Origin of the sequence: Halonatronomonas betaini, assembly GCF_015666175.1 — a bacterium.
In the GTDB taxonomy this organism is placed as follows: Bacteria; Bacillota; Halanaerobiia; order Halanaerobiales; family Halarsenatibacteraceae; genus Halonatronomonas; species Halonatronomonas betaini.
Genome location: NZ_JADPIE010000003.1, coordinates 336,475 through 354,437 on the forward strand (window position 1 = coordinate 336,475; position 17,963 = coordinate 354,437).

At 35.5% G+C, this 17,963-nt stretch carries 17 protein-coding genes and 1 riboswitch; of the genes, 4 read left to right on the forward strand and 13 right to left on the reverse strand.

What is annotated here, in order from left to right:
- Nucleotides 1-17: 17 nt before the first annotated feature.
- From I0Q91_RS07090 to I0Q91_RS07100, 3 genes are all read right to left on the reverse strand, one after another.
- Complete coding sequence (locus tag I0Q91_RS07090; protein WP_270453742.1) at nt 18-677, reverse strand: Crp/Fnr family transcriptional regulator; 660 nt, start codon at nt 675-677, stop codon at nt 18-20.
- A gap of 80 nt (nt 678-757) precedes the next feature.
- Nucleotides 758-2,812, reverse strand: a complete 2,055-nt coding sequence (fusA, locus tag I0Q91_RS07095; RefSeq protein WP_270453743.1) for an elongation factor G — start codon at nt 2,810-2,812, stop codon at nt 758-760.
- An 854-nt stretch (nt 2,813-3,666) separates the two neighbouring features.
- A complete protein-coding gene (locus I0Q91_RS07100; protein WP_270453744.1) occupies nt 3,667-4,203 on the reverse strand; it encodes a DUF192 domain-containing protein in 537 nt (178 codons plus the stop codon).
- A gap of 130 nt (nt 4,204-4,333) precedes the next feature.
- Here I0Q91_RS07100 and I0Q91_RS07105 point away from each other — a divergent pair, with 130 nt between their 5' ends.
- Entirely contained in the window at nt 4,334-4,633 is a 300-nt protein-coding gene (locus I0Q91_RS07105) for an ArsR/SmtB family transcription factor (protein ID WP_270453745.1), read from the forward strand.
- The gene (locus tag I0Q91_RS07110) at nt 4,617-5,342 is read left to right on the forward strand and encodes a hypothetical protein (RefSeq protein WP_270453746.1); all 726 of its coding nucleotides are present in this window, start codon (nt 4,617-4,619) and stop codon (nt 5,340-5,342) included. Before I0Q91_RS07105 ends, I0Q91_RS07110 begins: the two co-directional genes overlap by 17 nt.
- 50 nt (nt 5,343-5,392) lie before the next feature.
- Here I0Q91_RS07110 and I0Q91_RS07115 read toward each other — a convergent pair whose 3' ends face one another.
- The 3 genes from I0Q91_RS07115 to I0Q91_RS07125 form a co-directional block, all read right to left on the reverse strand.
- A complete protein-coding gene (locus I0Q91_RS07115; protein ID WP_270453747.1) occupies nt 5,393-6,784 on the reverse strand; it encodes a Na+/H+ antiporter NhaC family protein in 1,392 nt (463 codons plus the stop codon).
- 221 nt (nt 6,785-7,005) lie between these two features.
- Nucleotides 7,006-7,479 carry a hypothetical protein gene (locus I0Q91_RS07120; protein WP_270453748.1) on the reverse strand — a complete coding sequence of 158 codons (474 nt, stop codon included), beginning with the start codon at nt 7,477-7,479 and terminating at the stop codon, nt 7,006-7,008.
- Nucleotides 7,480-7,490: 11 nt separating this feature from the next.
- Nucleotides 7,491-8,651 (reverse strand): PQQ-dependent sugar dehydrogenase, encoded by a 1,161-nt coding sequence (locus I0Q91_RS07125; RefSeq protein ID WP_270453749.1) that lies wholly within the window; start codon nt 8,649-8,651, stop codon nt 7,491-7,493.
- Nucleotides 8,652-8,806: 155 nt separating this feature from the next.
- On the opposite strand from I0Q91_RS07125, the gene mnmH reads away from it, so the two are divergent.
- Nucleotides 8,807-9,868, forward strand: a complete 1,062-nt coding sequence (gene mnmH, locus I0Q91_RS07130) for a tRNA 2-selenouridine(34) synthase MnmH (protein ID WP_270453750.1) — start codon at nt 8,807-8,809, stop codon at nt 9,866-9,868.
- 20 nt (nt 9,869-9,888) lie between these two features.
- Nucleotides 9,889-10,503, forward strand: a complete 615-nt coding sequence (locus tag I0Q91_RS07135; RefSeq protein WP_270453837.1) for an SOS response-associated peptidase — start codon at nt 9,889-9,891, stop codon at nt 10,501-10,503.
- A 2-nt stretch (nt 10,504-10,505) separates the two neighbouring features.
- Here I0Q91_RS07135 and I0Q91_RS07140 read toward each other — a convergent pair whose 3' ends face one another.
- From I0Q91_RS07140 to I0Q91_RS07170, 7 genes are all read right to left on the reverse strand, one after another.
- Nucleotides 10,506-12,371, reverse strand: coding sequence for an FAD-dependent oxidoreductase (locus tag I0Q91_RS07140; RefSeq protein WP_270453751.1), 1,866 nt, complete (start codon nt 12,369-12,371; stop codon nt 10,506-10,508).
- A gap of 19 nt (nt 12,372-12,390) precedes the next feature.
- Complete coding sequence (locus I0Q91_RS07145) at nt 12,391-13,203, reverse strand: hypothetical protein (protein WP_270453752.1); 813 nt, start codon at nt 13,201-13,203, stop codon at nt 12,391-12,393.
- A 245-nt stretch (nt 13,204-13,448) separates the two neighbouring features.
- The gene (locus tag I0Q91_RS07150) at nt 13,449-14,504 is read right to left on the reverse strand and encodes an aldose epimerase family protein (protein ID WP_270453753.1); all 1,056 of its coding nucleotides are present in this window, start codon (nt 14,502-14,504) and stop codon (nt 13,449-13,451) included.
- Between the two features lie 161 nt (nt 14,505-14,665).
- Nucleotides 14,666-15,208: a hypothetical protein gene (locus I0Q91_RS07155; protein WP_270453754.1), complete on the reverse strand. Its 543-nt coding sequence runs from the start codon at nt 15,206-15,208 to the stop codon at nt 14,666-14,668.
- A 71-nt stretch (nt 15,209-15,279) separates the two neighbouring features.
- Nucleotides 15,280-16,047 carry a homoserine O-acetyltransferase/O-succinyltransferase family protein gene (locus I0Q91_RS07160; protein ID WP_270453755.1) on the reverse strand — a complete coding sequence of 256 codons (768 nt, stop codon included), beginning with the start codon at nt 16,045-16,047 and terminating at the stop codon, nt 15,280-15,282.
- A gap of 11 nt (nt 16,048-16,058) precedes the next feature.
- Nucleotides 16,059-17,336 (reverse strand): O-acetylhomoserine aminocarboxypropyltransferase/cysteine synthase family protein, encoded by a 1,278-nt coding sequence (locus I0Q91_RS07165; RefSeq protein ID WP_270453756.1) that lies wholly within the window; start codon nt 17,334-17,336, stop codon nt 16,059-16,061.
- A gap of 110 nt (nt 17,337-17,446) precedes the next feature.
- A riboswitch (SAM riboswitch) is annotated at nt 17,447-17,555 on the reverse strand.
- Between the two features lie 82 nt (nt 17,556-17,637).
- Entirely contained in the window at nt 17,638-17,916 is a 279-nt protein-coding gene (locus I0Q91_RS07170; RefSeq protein WP_270453757.1) for a hypothetical protein, read from the reverse strand.
- Between the last annotated feature and the right edge of the window lie 47 nt (nt 17,917-17,963).

Below are 17,963 nucleotides of genomic sequence, written 5' to 3' on the forward strand. Positions count from 1 at the left end.
TTAATTACCCCCGTTTTTTAAAGCAGTTCGGCTTCCAAACCTTCTCTATTTTTAATATGAATTTTTCTACCTATATTTTCAATTAGATCATCATCCTTTAACTGACTTAGATTCCGGCTCACAGTCTCCCTGGTTAGCCCTAGATAATTGGCCAGTTGTTGCTGGCTCATCTCTTCTAAAGCAACATCATCTTCAGAGGACATTTCCAGAAGTGCTTGAATAATTTTGCTCTTTGAATCTAAAAGGGCCAGGCTCTCAATCCTGCTCTGGGAAAAATAAAGTTTATCAGCCATGGTTTTAAGCATACCCCAGCCAATCTCAGGATGCTGAAGAAAATACTCCTTAAAATCATCCCGCTTTAAAATACTTAACCTTGAATCTTCAAGACAGATAGTATTTGCCGGATATCTTTCATGGCCAAATAAAATAACCTCACCAAAAACTTCACCTGGCTCAATAAATTTAACAATATGCTCCTTACCATCAGGAGAGGTCCTGGTTATCTTTACCTTGCCTTCCCGCAAAAAGAACATACTATCACCTTTATCACCAGCCAGAAAGATAGTTTCCCCTTTCTTAAAACTCTTTTCACTCAAAAGCTCAAATATATCCTCAAGTTGACTCTTCTTTAAATCAGAAAAGATCAAAAACGATTTTAAAAAATTAAAATCAGTCATAGAAATCCTCCTAATTACAATTAAAAGACCCAGGACTTCAATTGTCCTGGATCTTTAATATAGCACAATTTATTACAAAATTACTCCTCTTCTTCCCTGGCAGCTTTTATAACATCTTCAGCTTCCTTCTCAGGAACCCGATCATAATGAGAAAATTCCATTTTAAAGCTACCAAAGCCACCGGTTAATGACTTAAGCTCAGTTGCATAAGTAAACATTTCAGCCTGCGGAACCTGGGCTTTAATAATCTGTTTTCCATCTTCAGGATCCATTCCCTGGATTCTTCCACGACGAGAATTAAAATCACCCATGATATCGCCCATGTAATCATCAGGAACAGTTACCTTCACATTCATAATCGGCTCAAGGAGAACAGGATTAGCCTGCTCTAATGCTTTCTTGAATGCTTTTGAACCGGCAATCTTAAATGCCATTTCAGATGAATCAACATCATGATAGGAACCATCATATAAAGTAACCTTAAAATCTACTACAGGGAAACCAGCCAAAACACCATCGGCACTGGCTTCTTCAATTCCCTTTTCAACAGCAGGAATATATTGACTTGGGATAGCTCCACCAAAAATTTCTTCTTCAAACTGGAAACCTGACCCACTTGAAAGTGGCTCTACCTTCATCATAACATGACCATATTGTCCTCGTCCACCAGACTGCTTCTTATATTTTTCTTCAACATCAACTTTTGATTGAATAGTCTCCCGATATTCAACACTTGGAATGCCAGTCTGGAAACCTACATCAAATTTTTCCTGACATATCTTCTTAATAACATCTAAATGTACTGTACCCATACCATGAACTAAAAGCTCTTTAGTTGCCCGATTATATTCAACCTTAAATGTTAAATCTTCTAAGGCATATCTATTTATCGCATCAGACATCTTATCCTCAGCCTGACCATCAATTGGCATGACTTTCTTAACAAGCATCGGAGTTGGCAATTCAAGGGGTGATAGTTCAATCTCATTATCTGGATTGGTTATAGTATCAGATGTCTCAATCTCATCAATCTTAGCAACAGCACCAATCTCACCGGCAACTAGTTCATCAACCTCTACCTGTTCTGAACCATTTAACTTATAAAACTTAGTCGTTCTAATATCTGTATCCCGATTTGAAATATATAATTCACTATCTTTATTTATCTTGCCACTATACATCCTAAAGATTGATAACTTACCAATGTAAGGGTCAACCATTGTTTTACCAACTCTAGAAACCAATGGGCCATCTTCATTAAACTCAACCTCTAACTCATTGCCCTCAGCATCCTTTAAAGACCTGGTCATTGCTGCATTTGGATTAAGTTTAACAATATAATCAAATGCTTCTTTTACACCAGAATTGATAGTTGCTACACCTGAAAATACTGGTACAGCATTGTTATTGGCTACAGCAGTAAATAAAGTATTGGTAATCTCTTCATCAGTAATCTTTTCATCTTCTAAATATTTCATCATTAACTCATCATCAGATTCAACTACACCTTCAATTAGCTCAAGATAATACTCATCATAAATATCCTGGTATTCTTCAGGAATAGGGCTCCTATTACCTTCTTTATCAATATGCTCAGCAGTTAAAAGATTAATAACTCCATTATATTCTTCACCTAAACCAGCAGGTACAGTCATTGGTATTAAAGGTACTTCACTAAATGCCTGCAAATCAGCAAATAGTCTATCAAATTCTATGCCATCTTTATCCAACTTATTAATAAAAATAAATCTAGCTAGTTCATCTTTTACAGCTCTATCCCAGACAAAATTCGTATTAACCTGAATTCCACTGCTACCATCAATTAAGACAATTGTTCCTTCAACCATACTAAAGGCACTTGCTACCTCTCCTCTAAAATCTGCATATCCTGGAGTATCAATTAAATTAACTTCTTTGTTATTCCAGGGAAAAGAGAAATAGGAATTAGTAATCGAATATTGCTGCTTCTTTTCTACAGGGGTAAAATCAGAAGCTGTATTACCTTTTTCAACGGTGCCTGCCTCTTTCTTTTTACCGGCATGTACTAACACCATTTCGTTAAAAGTAGTCTTTCCTGCTCCCCCGTGAGAAACTAGTGCGAGGTTTTTAATATTCTTTGTCTGATATTTGGACAATCTTAACACCAACCTTTCCCTTTATTAATAATTTAATATAATTTAACATCTGATTGTTATTTATTTATTCTATATAGTTCTGATTAATTCCTGCATATTTGTTAATTTAATTTCAGATTTTTAGTATTATTCAGTAGAAAACTCTTAAAACAGGAGTAGATGACTATTAAAGCAGCCTTAATTATAATCAATAGCAATAAAAAATCCCATCCAGAAAATCTCCTGGATGAGATGAAAATTTATATATAAGCATTCCTGATTAATTCCTGTTGATATTCAGTCTAAATACGGCAATTCTTCGGTACAGCTTCGGTTTAAATTCGCTTTAGATACGGTTTAGATTCGCTTTAGATTCGGTTTAGATACGCCTTAGATTCGTTCTAAATACGGTTAAAACATTTTAAAAAGTCTTCTAGATTTCATTATTAACCAAATCCTGGCCTGCTCCAAATAAGAACAGATGCTCTCCAGGATTGTTCCTGCTTTACTCCAGGACTGCTCCAGGACTGCTCCGGGATTGCTCCGGTTTTCCACCAGGATTGCTACGGGATTCCTCCGGGTCTACTCCAGGTCTGCTCCAAAATTAAACTATCTTCCTCCCAGTTCAGACTTAAAATCAATTTCCTCTCTCTAAATAAATTGAATTCAATCCAGATTAGACCTGAAAAACTAAAAAAAAATTATTCAGGCAGATTTATATCTTAAATATAATTATACTAAAAATTTATTAGCTAGTAAATAGTCACCTGGTGCAAATAAAATAAATCTGGCTGAAAATTTTTATTTCCGGCCAGATTTGAATTCTAGATTAAATTTTTCAGAAGTTTTTCTCTTCTCCTCTTTTAGCTAATAATTTATCTACTTAAAGAATCTATAACTAAACTGGCACCACCATCAGCTGTAACACCATGTCTTTCAAAATAACCCTGACCTGACATCAAAATATATCTATACTGGACTCTTGAACCGGCGCTATATCTGGTAGAAGCTCCCTGCTCGGTCTGTGCAATTGTTATTAACTCGCCATCAGCATTGAAGAAGCCTAAATCAAGGGGCACCCTTACTTTGTCTAATAAATGAGTGGCAACAGTATCTCTGGTATATCTATATAGGATAGCAGTATTATTAACTACATCTGCGCCAACGCCTCTAAAACCTGCATTTCTGGCATCAGTGGTTTCAGCAATTCTAACATCTAGAGTAATGGTCTCACCGGCATCATTAATCATTTGAATCTGACCGACAGGCATATCAGAGAGGGCTCTGGTTATCCTGGAATCACTTCTAACTGTAACAGCATAATATCCTCCTACAACTACAGCAATAATCGCCAGGGCAACAATAACCTTACTTTTCATACTCAACTTTTCATTTATTGCTTTTAAATTCATTCTTAACCCCTCCTTATAATTTTGCATATGCGCACATATATATCTTGACAAATGCACATATAATATATATAGTATAACTATAAAATATAAATATGTCAACTACTTTTTTTAAAAAAAGGAGAGATTAAATATGCATGACAAATTCGCCTATTTTTTTAAGAGCTTTTCCCATAATTCCAGAAATAAAATACTCCGGCTGCTTGCTGAAAATCAGGAGATGACAGTCGATGCCCTGGGCAAGGAAATGCAGATAAACCCATCAACTATTTCCAGGCATTTAAATACATTAAAAATGCAGGGAGTAGTTCAGATGAGAGTCGATGCCCCCTCCCATTATTACAGCATAAATGAAACTACAATCATTAATAATTTCAAAGAATTCATGGAATTTTTGAATTTTGAGGAGGTTGAAAATGAAATTAAAGAATAGACCATTAATCGGTTATATTCTTCTATTTTTAGCTCTGCTTGGTTCTTTATTTTTATTCTTCTTTTCTGAAGGTTTTGCTGAAAATATAATGGTCGAATTAATCGGAGCCATCATCTTTCTTTTAATAATCGACCAGCTCTTATTGAAATCAGAAAGAAAACAGTGGCAGGTTGTCAAAAATGAAATCGAATATTTACTGGCCAGAACCCTAAATTCATTAAGAGATGATATTCTAATCAAAATGTTTAATTTTAAACATGAAACAGAATTTAATAATAATATTACAGAGACAGAAAAGTTAATCAGAAAAGAAAAGGAAGAATATCTTAATGATCTCGTTGCTAGAGATGATGAAGAAATTGCCAGAATGATAGATAATAATTATCTTAATAAATTAAAATCATATGATGATTTCTTTTTAGAAAAAGCCGAGGATCTCTGGAGAACCATCAACAATAAATACTCAGACCATTTTGAACCAGAGGAAATAAAAGAATTTATATCTTTAAGCCTCTATCTTAGAGATCTCAACCACGGCTTAAAAACCTATCAAAAATCCTTCCATTATGAAGACAAAAAGGAATATTACCAGCAGAAAGGGCTTAGAAATATTGTCCATAATACAAGAGAAATCATTGAAACTTTAATTGAACTAAAAGATTTAGGCTATCAACCAACAGCCCTTTTTATAGAAGAAGATTATGAGTAAAAGTTAAAGCTGACCGGAATATAAACCCGGTCAGCTTTAGTATTTTAATATTATTCATTATCCACTAATAAACCTTTATGAGGTTCTTTACTCAATTCACCATCAGGACCCTCATACTTTAAATCCCAGCCTGTAATAGCACTGATCAGTAAAACCAATAAAAGGGCAAAACCATAAAATACATATGGAGTTATAGCAGTCGGTGCTATTTCAGTTACAAATTCATACTGTTCTGCCTGGGCACCAATCGTCGTTACAAGCAAGAGCAATCCTCCACTCCATGGGAAGACATAACCCAGTGAAGATGTTGGGCCATCAAGGAACGCAGCTCTTCTATATGGATGAATACCATAACTCTCTCCAATATTTCTAACAAATGGAGCTGCAGCAACCTCTGCTGCTGTATTAATTGTTATAACAGTATTCATTACAGAGACTAAGGCCCAGTAAGAAACTTCAGCTTTCCATACAAGGCCGCCAATTTTCCCTTTAGCAAAATTGAGCATATCTTCCATGGCGCCACTTAATTTTATTAAATGACCAAGTGCCACTATCAAGAGTATCAAAATAGCATACTCAACATAACCAGCAATTCCATCAACTAAAGCACCATCGATCGTACCTTCTTCAAAATTTAAATAAAGTATATCACTAAAGGGAGCAAGTCCTAATACTAAATTAAATGCTATACCGGTTACAATTCCCCAGGTCAATGAAACTATTAAATGATAACCCATAAATGCAACAACAAGCACAACTGCAAAGGGTATTAATAACCAGAGTCCACCTGGATCAGCATACTGGGCAATTATCTCGGCTCCTCCAGCACCTTCAACTGCATCAGCACCACCAAATATCATATATAGAAATACAACCGGGATTGCAGCAATTATAACATATTTAAATCTGTATTTAACAACCCCTGGAACATCAGTATTCTGCGTGGCTGCCGAAACAATAGTCGTATCAGAAATTGGAGCTAGTTTATCACCAAAAGCAGCTCCACTTAAAATGGCAGCTGCCAGCACAACTGGATCGCCACCAACAGCAACTCCTGCTGGATACATTATCGTTCCAAATGCCACAGCTGTACCATAACCGGTACCAACAGCTGAAGCGAAAATAGCAGCCAGTATAAATGTCAGAACAGTAAAAATAGCACCCTCAGCACCAACCTCACTGGCTATCCAGATCAATCCTTCAACCAGTCCGCCAGCCTGCAAAACTTCAGAAAACATTCCAGCAAAAAACCAGGCAACAATTGCAACAGCACCGATTGTCTGGGTAAATCCTTCAAAGACAGCTTTGGCAAAGGTATGGCCATCCTGTTTACATAAAACCATTCCGATTACAAGGCCAAAGACAGCGCCAAAGGATAAACCATTTGTTGTTACAACTTCAGTCATACTGGTTATTACTGCCCAGATAATAAAAATGATCATCGGAAGAGCCGAACCCTAGGAACCAAAAGTAAAATCCAGCTTCGTAATTTCATCAACTTCTGGTTCAATCTTGTAGCTATTCTCACTACTCATTTGATTAACTCCCTCCTATTAGAATGATAATATTCTAACTATTAGTAATATTATCATAAAGTCAGAGGGAATTTCAACCTGTTAAAGTAAAACTGACCAGAATAACTCTGGTCAGTTTTATTAATCAATTAAAATATTGAACCAGTTATATAATCTATATCCTGGCCGGCAGAAACATCCAGGTTGCCCCTGGAGATATATTCCTCAATCGTTGAACTCTGATTGGCAAAGATCACCCTGCCATTAGGGGCATTAATATTCACAGAGGCATTACCGGTCAGATCATCTGCAAAATGGACATAAATATCACCGGTGGCAGCAGTCAGGTTAACTCTTGCAGTTCCGGCAATCTGTTCCTCAAACCTGACATAAATATCGCCATCCTCAGTCTCCAGATCAACGGTAGCATTACCGGCAATCTGTCTCTGAAACTCCCGGTAAATATCTTCATCTTCCCTGACATCTCTAGTCTGCCCGCCTGTTATCTGCTCCTCTTCAACCTCTGGCTCGTCAGGCATTCCAAAATCTCCATCTGGCAATCCCCCGGTTCCATAGCCAAAAATCAAGAGCAGAGCAATAAATATAGCTACAAACTTCTCCATAATCAACCCTCCTAATCAATGGTCAGACGATAGATCTGGTCATCACCCTCTAATGGGCTGCCCCGGCCATCTCTATTGCTAGTTAAGACATAAAGATTACCGTCAGGACCTTTATTAACATCCCTTAACCTACCATATCTACCGGCAAAACTATCCTCTGCAAACCATCTATCTATGCTGGTTACATTATAATCAAATTCTCCCTCTTCTGCAAGCGAGAGCTTAATTAGAGATCTACTCCTTAAAGTGGCTATAAATAGTTCACCATCAACAAATTCAGCACCAGCCGGGGGAACAGCTTCAGGCCACATCACAATCGGGTCTATAAATTCGCCATCACCAAAATAGCCGATTCTTTCTGGCCAGCCATAATTCCCACCAGGTTCTATTACTTTTACCATATCTTTAGCCTGAAGTCCTGTTTCACCAGAAGGTCCATGATCACTTATAAAGAGGACACCATCATCATTCCAGGCCAGTCCCTGAGGATTTCTATGGCCTAAACTGTAAACATATGAGTCATCAAAGGGATTATCCTCAGGAATACTGCCATCAGCATTCATTCTTAATATCTTACCAGCCAGAGAATCTAGATTCTGGGCTAAATCTCGCTGCCAGATATCCCCTGTAGTTGCATATAACATATCATCTGGTCCAAACTTTAAGCGTCCACCATTATGATTCTGAGCAGCTGGTATTTCATCAAGAATGACCTCCTCTTCTCCACCGTAATCACCAAAATCAGTCAGTCGGGAAATTTTATTATAATAATCTCCGGCCTGATTCTGGTAGGTATACATTATATATAAATAGGGCTCTTCAGGAAAATCAGGATGATAATCAATTCCCATTAGACCACCTTCACCGTAATGAGCTGCATCAATATCTGCATAAACCTCTTCTCTTAATTCTCCATTCTCTATTAACCTCACTCTACCAGGTCTTTCTGTAACTAAAGCCCGATCAGATTCCGGTAAAAAAATTAACTGCCAGGGTATCTCCAGGTTCTGAACCCAGCTTTCAACCTCTAGTCCTGCAGGTTCATAAATAAATTCATCTTCAACATCCTGGGGCACTTCACCAACTTCAATTGCAACTCCAGAAAAAGAAAGACTAAAAACCAAACCTGAGACTAAAATAATTGCAAAAATATAATTTAATTTATTTTTCATAAACTCAATCACCCTCCTTTAATTTAATCTTCTAAATTAATTTTATAAATTATTCGGACTTTTTAATGTAAAAAGTACAACAAATTACTCTACTAATTATTTATCTGGACAGTTAGACCTAATAATTGATATAATAAATATCAGGAGGAATTTTAATGGATTACTTTCAAAAAGCAATAAATCATGATAAAAATATATTATTTATAGATGCAAGATCACCAGCAGAATTTCAAGAAGCAACAATCCCTGGAGCCATTAATCTTCCAGTCTTCACCAATCAGGAGAGGGCAGAGATCGGGAGGATCTATCATAATAAAGGTAAAAAGCAGGCCAGATTAAAGGGAGTTAAATATCTTTCTCCTAAATTGCCAGAATATATGAAAAAGCTTAATCAGTTCCAGGAAGATTATGAGTCCCTGATTACTTTTTGTGCCAGGGGAGGAATGCGTTCAGAAGCCCTGGTTACCCTGGCCAGACTGGCAGGGATTAATCTGAAAAAATATCCAGGTGGCTATAAATCCTATCGCCAGAAGGTTATTAAAAAGCTAAATAATTATCAATTAAATTCAAAACTGGTAGTTCTCCATGGTCATACCGGTGTCGGAAAAACTGAAATACTCCACAAATTAAATGATAAAGGCTATTCAATCATAGATTTAGAGAAATTGGCTGGACACAGGGGCTCTGCCTTTGGCAGCATCGGGCTTAATGGAGCCCACAACCAGAAAAAATTTGACTCCCTTCTCTTAAATAAATTAGAGAAGATCAATGGCAGTGATTATATCTTTTTGGAATCAGAAAGCAAACGGATTGGATATTCAGTTCTACCTGATTTTCTGCTCAAAGCTATGGAAAATGGAATTCATATCTTAGTCCGGGCAAGTCTTAAAGCAAGGGTAGATAGAATCTATCAGGAATACAGCCATGAGTATGAAAATAATACAGAAAAATTTAAAGAAAGAGTTAAAGAATCTCTAGACGGTATCGAGAAATACCTGCTCAGAAAGCTTGGCAAAAAGGGTAAGAATAAACTACTCAAACACTTAGAGTCCGGAGAGTTCCAGAAGTTTATTAAATTAATCTTAACAGGATATTATGACAAGTTTTACAGTTATGCCGAAAAACATCAGCCTGATTTTGACCTTTCACTCTATGGTGATTCTACAGACAGTCTGACAGTTGAAATCATAAATTTCATTAAAGAACTCCAGACTTAAATAAAAAGGAGCTGATTAAAATTTGTGGAAGATATTTTTTGAAGATGGATGCTAAATTAATGGCCAGGCTCTTTAACGCTATTTTAGCTGACAGGGAATTCAATTTCAATAAAGAAATTTATCCTTCGGAGCAAGCACCGGTCATTATTCATAATCCTAAAGAATCAGAAAGAAAAATTGGCCAGATGCACTGGGGATTTAAAACAAATTATTCCTCTAAACTATTAATTAATGCCAGAAGCGAAACTATCGATCAAAAACCGACTTTTAAAGACTCTTTCTATAACAGGAGACTTATCGTTCCCTTTACAGATTATTTCGAATGGAAAGGCCCAAAGGGCAATAAGACAAAATACCGATTTTCAGTTGAAGAAGATAGCCCCTATGCCTTTGCTGGTATCTATAATAAATTTAAAATAAAAGACCGAACCCAGTGGAGATATTCTCTAATCACCACCGAGCCCAATCCTAAAGCTGCAGAAATCCATAATCGAATGCCAGCAATCTTGACAGATAATAATATTAATAGATGGCTAGACCCTGACTCTGAACCTTCAGTTTTGAAAAAACTTTTAAGACCATTTCCTGGCAATTTATCTTATCAACCTGAAGGTCCTGAACAGCTCAAATTTTAAGTTTAATCAATAGAATCTACTTTTAATATAATCTCTTTTATTAACTGATAACCAATTTCTCGTGAGATATAATCTCCAGTTTCTATATATTCTAGAAACTGATTATCAATAAACTCTGATTTAAGAATCTCATCACCATCTAAGTCTTCAGTATCACTTAAAAATATTTCACCATAAATCTTATTTAAATTACTTTGATCTAATAGTCCTTCTAATTCTAGATCATTCAACTCAACATCTAACTTATTATTATTTTCATTTATCTTAAAATATCGAACGCTGGCCTGGTTAAGTCTATTTAAAAATTGATCCGTCTCAAGTTTTTCTTCAAAATCAAATTGATTTTCATAACCACCAATCAGCAAACCCAGGCTATTAATAAATCTTATCCCATCAAGAGCTTTACTATCCTGCCCGGCAAATTCATATTCAAAATCATCAAGATAATTGCCCTGATTTTTAAGCCTTGTTTGCATTTCAGAAATCTTGATATCAGATTCTGCAATTTCATCAAAACCGACATCTTCTTCAATGGCAATTCTACTGGCTACACCTGCAGCCTCTGCAGTTGCCATACCAGTTGGAATTACCCTGGCAGAACCATGTGCTAGAGAATCAAAGCCTGCAGATCTACCAACAACTAATAAATTCTCAAACTGATCAGGTACAATACTTCTAAATGGAATACTATACTTTTTAGGATTATTATAAACAAATCCCTGATTATCCCTTGAAGTTCTCTGGATATCTACTGGATATGATGCCAGAGCGATCTTATCCTGAAAGTCTTTATGCTCTCTAACATCATTTATATTTAAGGTATAAAGACTTTCAGTATGAATACTCTCTCTTATATATAATTCTTCTGCTTTTTTAGTTAAACTGGCTTCGCTAAACCCTGGAATCTCATTATTGATATGCTTAACAATAGAAGGTAATTCATCAGCCGCCAGCTCCTTTGCTCTTTCAATTGATTCATTATCTAATGGATCAACATCAAAGAGATGAATAGAATTTATTAATACTCTATCATCCTCCTGGCGACCTACATTGAGACCTCTGACATCCAGATCATCACTTTCAGGTTCATATCTCCCCATCTCTGAACTAAAGCCCCAGAGCGATCTCTGATCACCACCAGTATTCGGGTCGCCATCATTATTTAGATAATCTCTGGTTTCATCCCAATCAACATTCTCCAGTTCAAAGACCTGGGTAGCAACCTGATATTCATCTGGCCGGCCTATATCTTCCATCCCAACTGAATAATTAACACCTGCTTCTCTGGCAAAATCAGCATCAGCAGTTCCATCTATAAAATTATCTCCATAATATTTATCAACATTATCATTTTTAAAAACTTCTAATCCTACAAGCTGTTCATTATTAAATACTGGTTCAAACTTTTCAGCTGAATCTATGTAAGTTATATTTTCTTCTGCTCCAATCATTTCAGTAAATACATTTTCAGCAGTTTCAGTATTAAATGATGTGCCTTCCAGCTGATTATATACTTCCTTGAAAATCCCCTGGTTAAGTATTTTCCCATCAGGATTATAATTCATATCAATTGTATTTAGCTTCCCCTTAACCATTAAACCTCCTGGTCTTTTATCTGTACTAACAAGCAAAACTTTCTGACCATTTCTGGCTCCGGCAACAGCAGCTGCTATAGATTCAGGCTCACTACCGGTTACAATTAGATTATATTTATCAGTAAAATTTTTGTCAATCTCTTCAAGGTCAAAATCAGGGTTAATATCTGCTTCATAATAACTATCTGTATCAATAACTGCTAAATTTATATATAAAAGAGTTCCAATTAAAATTATAAAGATTACAATTCCAGAAATAAATAATCTTTTCATAATTAAATAACCACCTTATTTACTCAGTATCTCCCAGGAAATTAAGATAAGAAAGGCTTGACGCCCATAGGAATGCTGCTCCAAGTAACTCAAGACTTTCCTCAACTAGAAAATCCATAAACCTGTAACTTATTGATATATAACCACCTTCAGCCAGAAACTGATCTGTAGTTTCATAGATAGCTAAAAGCTCATCGCCACCAAATTCCAGGGTCCAATCATAAATAATATTTCCTGCAGTCTGATACCAGAACCTTATATCCCTGGTTCCTGACATAAGAACTGCAACTCCATAAAAAGCAGCTCCAAAAAATAAAATTACTGCTGTTCTTTTATCTTCTAAAAAGACCTTTCTATATCTAATGAGGGCATAGACAGGTATTAAAGCCATAAGACCAAAATAAGTTAATTCTGTAATAGAGCGATATATCATTTCATCTCTAAATAATAGTACACCTCTGGTTGTCAGGAAATGCCTGATATTACCTGCATCCTCCATAATCATTAAAACAGCTAAAATCGAAAATAAAAACCAGAAACGAGACCTTGAACTCTTCTGGTCTCTAGTTGATATACCTGCAATATAACTGGATGTCATCATAAAAAGGCCAATAAATAACCACTGCAATATTTCAACTGGTCCGCCTTCAGAAAATAAATAATTCCATAAAAAAGGCACATTAAACCCATCATGTTCTACCATCCAGTCCCTGATCCCATTAAAATTATAAAGATCAACAAAAAAACTTGAAATATAAAATACTAACAATATAATAAAGACAGATATAATAACGTAGTAATCTTTAATTTTAAATATATTCAATTTTTTCATAATATCACCCTTTTTAAATAATAACAAAATTTGTTGAAATGATATTATAAAATTATTGATATAATTATGATATTTATCAATAATAAAGAAAAGACCCAGAAAATAATAAGTTAAGTTTGATTTAAAATCTTGATAATAAAATAATAAGACCTGGATAGCTTATAATATAAGCAATCCAGGTCTTAAGGTAAGTATAAATTAATCGAAAAAACTAAAAAAGCAGCAAAATTTAATGAAAATTAAATCTAATAAAAATTATAAATAGTCCTGTGGTTATAGACTTGACCAGGTTTTAGGATCGTATCAGGAAAATCCTTCTGATTAGGAGAATCAGGGAAAAACTGAGTCTCCAGACAGAAACCCTCTCTATCATTATACACTCTGCCAGATTTACCTGGCCCGGCCGGAACAATGCTATTACCACTGTAAAACTGCATCCCTGGCTTGGTTGTATATACTTTCATCTTTAACTTTTCATCACCAGAGACTGCCAATCCGGCATAGGTTAGCCTATCACATTCCTGGTTTAAAACCCAGTTATGGTCATAACCTCCGGCAAGTTCCAGATCATTATCACTCTTATTAATATCCTGGCCGATCGGCTTTAAACTCCTGAAATCAAAGGGAGTTCCGGCAGCATTTTTAAAACTACCGGTAGGTATCATCTTCTGATCGATTTCAGTAATCTGATCAGCATTGATCATTAATTTGTGATCAAGCACCTGACCATCAGATTCTCCATTTAAGTTATAGTAACTATGCTGGGTTAAATTTACAGGGGTTGGCCGATCAGTTTCAGCCCGGTAATCAAAAGTAATCGAATTATCTTCAGTTAAGCTAACAATCACTTTAACCTTTAAATTACCAGGAAAACCAGCTTCACCATCACTGCTATTATAACTTAACTGTAAGGCCTCTCCAGTCTCATTTTCAATAATCCTGCCAGACCAGAGTTGCTTATTAAAGCCAGCACTACCACCGTGAAGACAATTGCCCTGTGGGTTACTATCAAGCTGAAACTTATCGCCTTTATAAGTGTAAGCAGCACCGCCAATCCTATTGCCATATCTGCCTATCAGGGCTCCAAAATAATTTTTATCTTCAATATAATATTCCAGCTTATCATATCCTAAAACTACATCTCTAAAAGGACCATCTTCTAGAGGTACTATTAGTTTCGAAATAATTCCACCATATTCAATAATTTCAGCTCTCATACCATTACTATTTTCCAGAGAGAATAAATTTACCTCTCTCCCATCTGGCATAATTCCAAACTTTTCTTTTTCAATAACTGTCATTTATATCTCCCCTAAAAGTATAATAAATTTTTACTCTTTATTATACTTCAGGATCTTTAGCTATTTTCCTGCATTAGAATATCAAGATAGTGATCTTCATTAACTATTCTCTCATAATTTATCTCAGAATTAAGAACTTCAACAAAGCTTCTTATCCAGCTTTAATATAGAGAATGCATTAAGTCAATCTCAACGCCTGCTTCTTCCCAGAATTCCTGATGAAGCCTGGCTTTATGCTCCCAGATTATCTTATTCTCTGATTCAGTCGATTCAGATAGTCTATCACAGGGCATCCGTTCTAAGAAATAATTATTAAGATTTTTAAAAACCTCGCTTAAATCTAAATCTTCCTCAGATTTCAATTGGTTAGCTATATTTTCAGCCTGTCCCTTATAACTTTCAACTAAAAGTTCTTTATCAGCAAAGCTATCATAAAAGTCTCTGACTATGGCTGCCTCACGGCTTTGAGCCGATATAATTGCAGATTCAAGCCAGGGGTGAATATTATTTCCATCTATTAGTTGACTTAATGGAGCTTCCTCTTTTAATTCTCCATATTCTTCCCTGATAGGATTAACAATTTCTTCTACCTCTTTATTATCATATTTCTTGCTAAAATTTCTAACTAATTTTCTTTCTCTATCCTCAATAATTTTAATCTGTTGATATAACCATTCATGAATCGGTCCTAAAAATGCACTCATTATAAATCCCCTTCCTTATGTTGATTGGTATTGTCAACATAATATCAGAGATTAGCATTATCTTATATGACTTATATCACAGATAACCAGTTCTGATAAAATTGCTTCCTGATCTTATCCCAATTTTCAGCAGGAGTTAGACCATCTCTGGAATGAAAATAATTTGCTGGCCTGGATATATCCAGACCTTTATCTAAATCTCTTTGATATTCTTTAACTAAAGTATCTCTGTCATATTCAAAATGACCAGTAATATAAATGTCTTTTAGATCTTTGCTGGTAAAGACTGATGGGCCAACCCTTTCCCCGGCAGATAAAATCTCAAGACCTGCTACTTTTAGCTCATTTTCACCAATTTTAAAATACCTGGAATGAGGTATTTTAAATTCTTTGATTTGATCAGGAAATAATCTGTTTTCTTTTAAAACCTCCTGTCCATAAAGACCAAAAATCTTATCAGGAACAAGTTCCTTTTCAATTCCATATTTATAATTTAAAGCAGCTATTACTGACCAGCAGATATAGAGGGTTGAATCAATGTTTTTATCAGCATAATCAAATACCTGTTGAAGCTCATTCCAGTATTTAATCTCAGAAAACTCCTTATCTTCAAGAGGAGCTCCAGTTATTATCAAACGATCAAAATTATGATCATTTAATCTGCTGGTAGCAATATAATTATTTTCAAGATAGCTTCTACTTGAATTTTTCGAGATATATGACTCAAGTCTAATAAAACTTAATTTTACATCTCTCTCAATCCTGGCAAAGATCTCTTTGAATTGATTTTCTGTCTTTATCTTTGTTGGCATAAGATTTAGAACTGCAACTCTCTTCATTGAACTCACCTCTATATTTTAGCTAAAGCCTGATCAAAATCTTCTATAATATCTTCAATATTTTCTATACCGACTGAAACTCTTAACATATCCTCAGAGACTCCTGATTCCTTTAATTCTTCAGGGCCTAACTGTTTATGGGTTGTAGTGGCAGGGTGTAAAATAGAAGTCCTGGCATCTCCAACATGGATAACAAGCGATGTTAAATCAAAAGATGTTAAAAGCTTTTTAGCTGATTCAATACCTCCCTTTACTCCAAAAGTTAAGATCCCACTGGCTCCATCAGGAAGATATTTTTCAGTTAAGTGATATTTATCTGAGCTTTTGAGTCCAGGGTAATTAACCCAGTTAACTTTTTGATGTTCTTCTAGAAACTCTGCTAATTCCTGAGTATTACTGCTATGTCTCTCCATTCTCAACTCAAGAGTTTCACTGCCTAAATTTAATAAAAATGCATTAAAGGGACTTAAGGTAGCTCCTAAATCTCTAAGTAGATTGGCTCTGGCCTTAATAATATAAGCTTCATCGCCAAACCTTTCAACATAGCGAACTCCATTATAGGTTGGATCAGGTTCTGTAAGCTCAGGATATTTTCCATTATCCCAGTTAAAACTTCCTCCATCTACAATTACCCCGCCAACTGCCCTGGCATGGCCATCTATATATTTTGTTGCTGAATGCAAAACTATATCTGCTCCATGCTCTAAAGGATTACATAATATCGGGGTTGGAAAGGTATTATCAATAATTAAAGGTACGTCTATCTCTTTTGCAACATTACTAAATTTTTCAAAGTCCAGTACATTTAAAGATGGATTACTAATAGTTTCTGCAAAAACCAGCCTGGTTTCAGGTCTTGCTTTATTAATAATCTCTTCCACTGAGCTCTCTGGATCAACAAAGGTAACTTCTATTCCATATTTTTTTAATGTAGATGACAGCAATGTATATGTACCACCATATAAATTTGCAGCTGCTAAGATATGCTGGCCCTGCTGACAGATATTTAATAGAGCTATAGTTGTTGCCGCCTGACCAGATGAAGTTGCTAGAGCTGCTGCCCCTCCCTCTAAATCATTAATTTTTTCTGCAAAGGCCGCAACAGTTGGATTGCTTATTCTTGAATAGATATGACCCTCTTCTTTTAAATCAAAAATATCGGCCAGTCTTTCTGGATCATCATAATTATAAGTCGTTGATTGCACTAAAGGTAAAACCTGAGGATCTCCTACTTCTGGTTTGTAACCTGACCTAACTGCCTTCGTCGATTTTTTCCATTTCTGCGTCATAAATTATCCCATCTCCTGTTATAATATTTTAAAGCTATAAAATAAAAAATCTGCTCTTAAAAGCTTCAAGAGCAGAAAATAAAAAATCCTCAAAAAGAGGATTATAATTCCTCTCATCTCTCATTTCCTAAAAGGAAATGCTGGAATTAGCACCTTCTCTAAAAATAGAGAGGTTGCCGGGCTTCATAGGGCCAGTCCCTCTGCCGCTCTTGATGATCTTTATTTGATTTAAATGTTATGATATCAGTAAATATCATTCCTGTCAAGTATTAATTGGTTAAAGAATTAAATAACTTTCTGATCAGGTAACTTTTTTCATCTTTTTAACCTCACCAGATTCAGCATCGACATAAAACATTTTATATATCCTTGGTATCTGGCCACTCAAATTTGTTAATTGGGCACTGGGTGGTTTGGCATCAACTAAACGGGGATCATCCCAGCCTAATTTTACATGCCAGGTCTCTTCATCCTCTGATAATTCAACTTCTTCCACCCGGAGTGATTCCAGCTCTTTATCCTCATTAATATATTTAGCAAATGAAGTTGCAGATTCAACTGCCTGTTTTACATCTATCATTATTTTGACCTCCTCAATTAAAGAAACTATTGTTAATATTATTATAA

Bases quoted from the DNA above. Each gene is read 5' to 3' on its own strand.
- I0Q91_RS07100 (WP_270453744.1), bottom strand. From the start codon at position 4,203: ATGAATTTAAAAGCAATAAATGAAAAGTTGAGTATGAAAAGTAAGGTT.
- I0Q91_RS07165 (WP_270453756.1), bottom strand. From the start codon at position 17,336: ATGACGCAGAAATGGAAAAAATCGACGAAGGCAGTTAGGTCAGGTTAC.
- I0Q91_RS07155 (WP_270453754.1), bottom strand. From the start codon at position 15,208: ATGAGTGCATTTTTAGGACCGATTCATGAATGGTTATATCAACAGATT.
- I0Q91_RS07170 (WP_270453757.1), bottom strand. From the start codon at position 17,916: ATGATAGATGTAAAACAGGCAGTTGAATCTGCAACTTCATTTGCTAAA.
- mnmH (WP_270453750.1), top strand. From the start codon at position 8,807: ATGGATTACTTTCAAAAAGCAATAAATCATGATAAAAATATATTATTT.
- I0Q91_RS07105 (WP_270453745.1), top strand. From the start codon at position 4,334: ATGCATGACAAATTCGCCTATTTTTTTAAGAGCTTTTCCCATAATTCC.
- I0Q91_RS07115 (WP_270453747.1), bottom strand. From the start codon at position 6,784: ATGATCATTTTTATTATCTGGGCAGTAATAACCAGTATGACTGAAGTT.
- I0Q91_RS07090 (WP_270453742.1), bottom strand. From the start codon at position 677: ATGACTGATTTTAATTTTTTAAAATCGTTTTTGATCTTTTCTGATTTA.
- I0Q91_RS07160 (WP_270453755.1), bottom strand. From the start codon at position 16,047: ATGAAGAGAGTTGCAGTTCTAAATCTTATGCCAACAAAGATAAAGACA.
- I0Q91_RS07145 (WP_270453752.1), bottom strand. From the start codon at position 13,203: ATGAAAAAATTGAATATATTTAAAATTAAAGATTACTACGTTATTATA.
- I0Q91_RS07120 (WP_270453748.1), bottom strand. From the start codon at position 7,479: ATGGAGAAGTTTGTAGCTATATTTATTGCTCTGCTCTTGATTTTTGGC.
- I0Q91_RS07150 (WP_270453753.1), bottom strand. From the start codon at position 14,504: ATGACAGTTATTGAAAAAGAAAAGTTTGGAATTATGCCAGATGGGAGA.
- I0Q91_RS07125 (WP_270453749.1), bottom strand. From the start codon at position 8,651: ATGAAAAATAAATTAAATTATATTTTTGCAATTATTTTAGTCTCAGGT.
- I0Q91_RS07110 (WP_270453746.1), top strand. From the start codon at position 4,617: ATGAAATTAAAGAATAGACCATTAATCGGTTATATTCTTCTATTTTTA.
- I0Q91_RS07140 (WP_270453751.1), bottom strand. From the start codon at position 12,371: ATGAAAAGATTATTTATTTCTGGAATTGTAATCTTTATAATTTTAATT.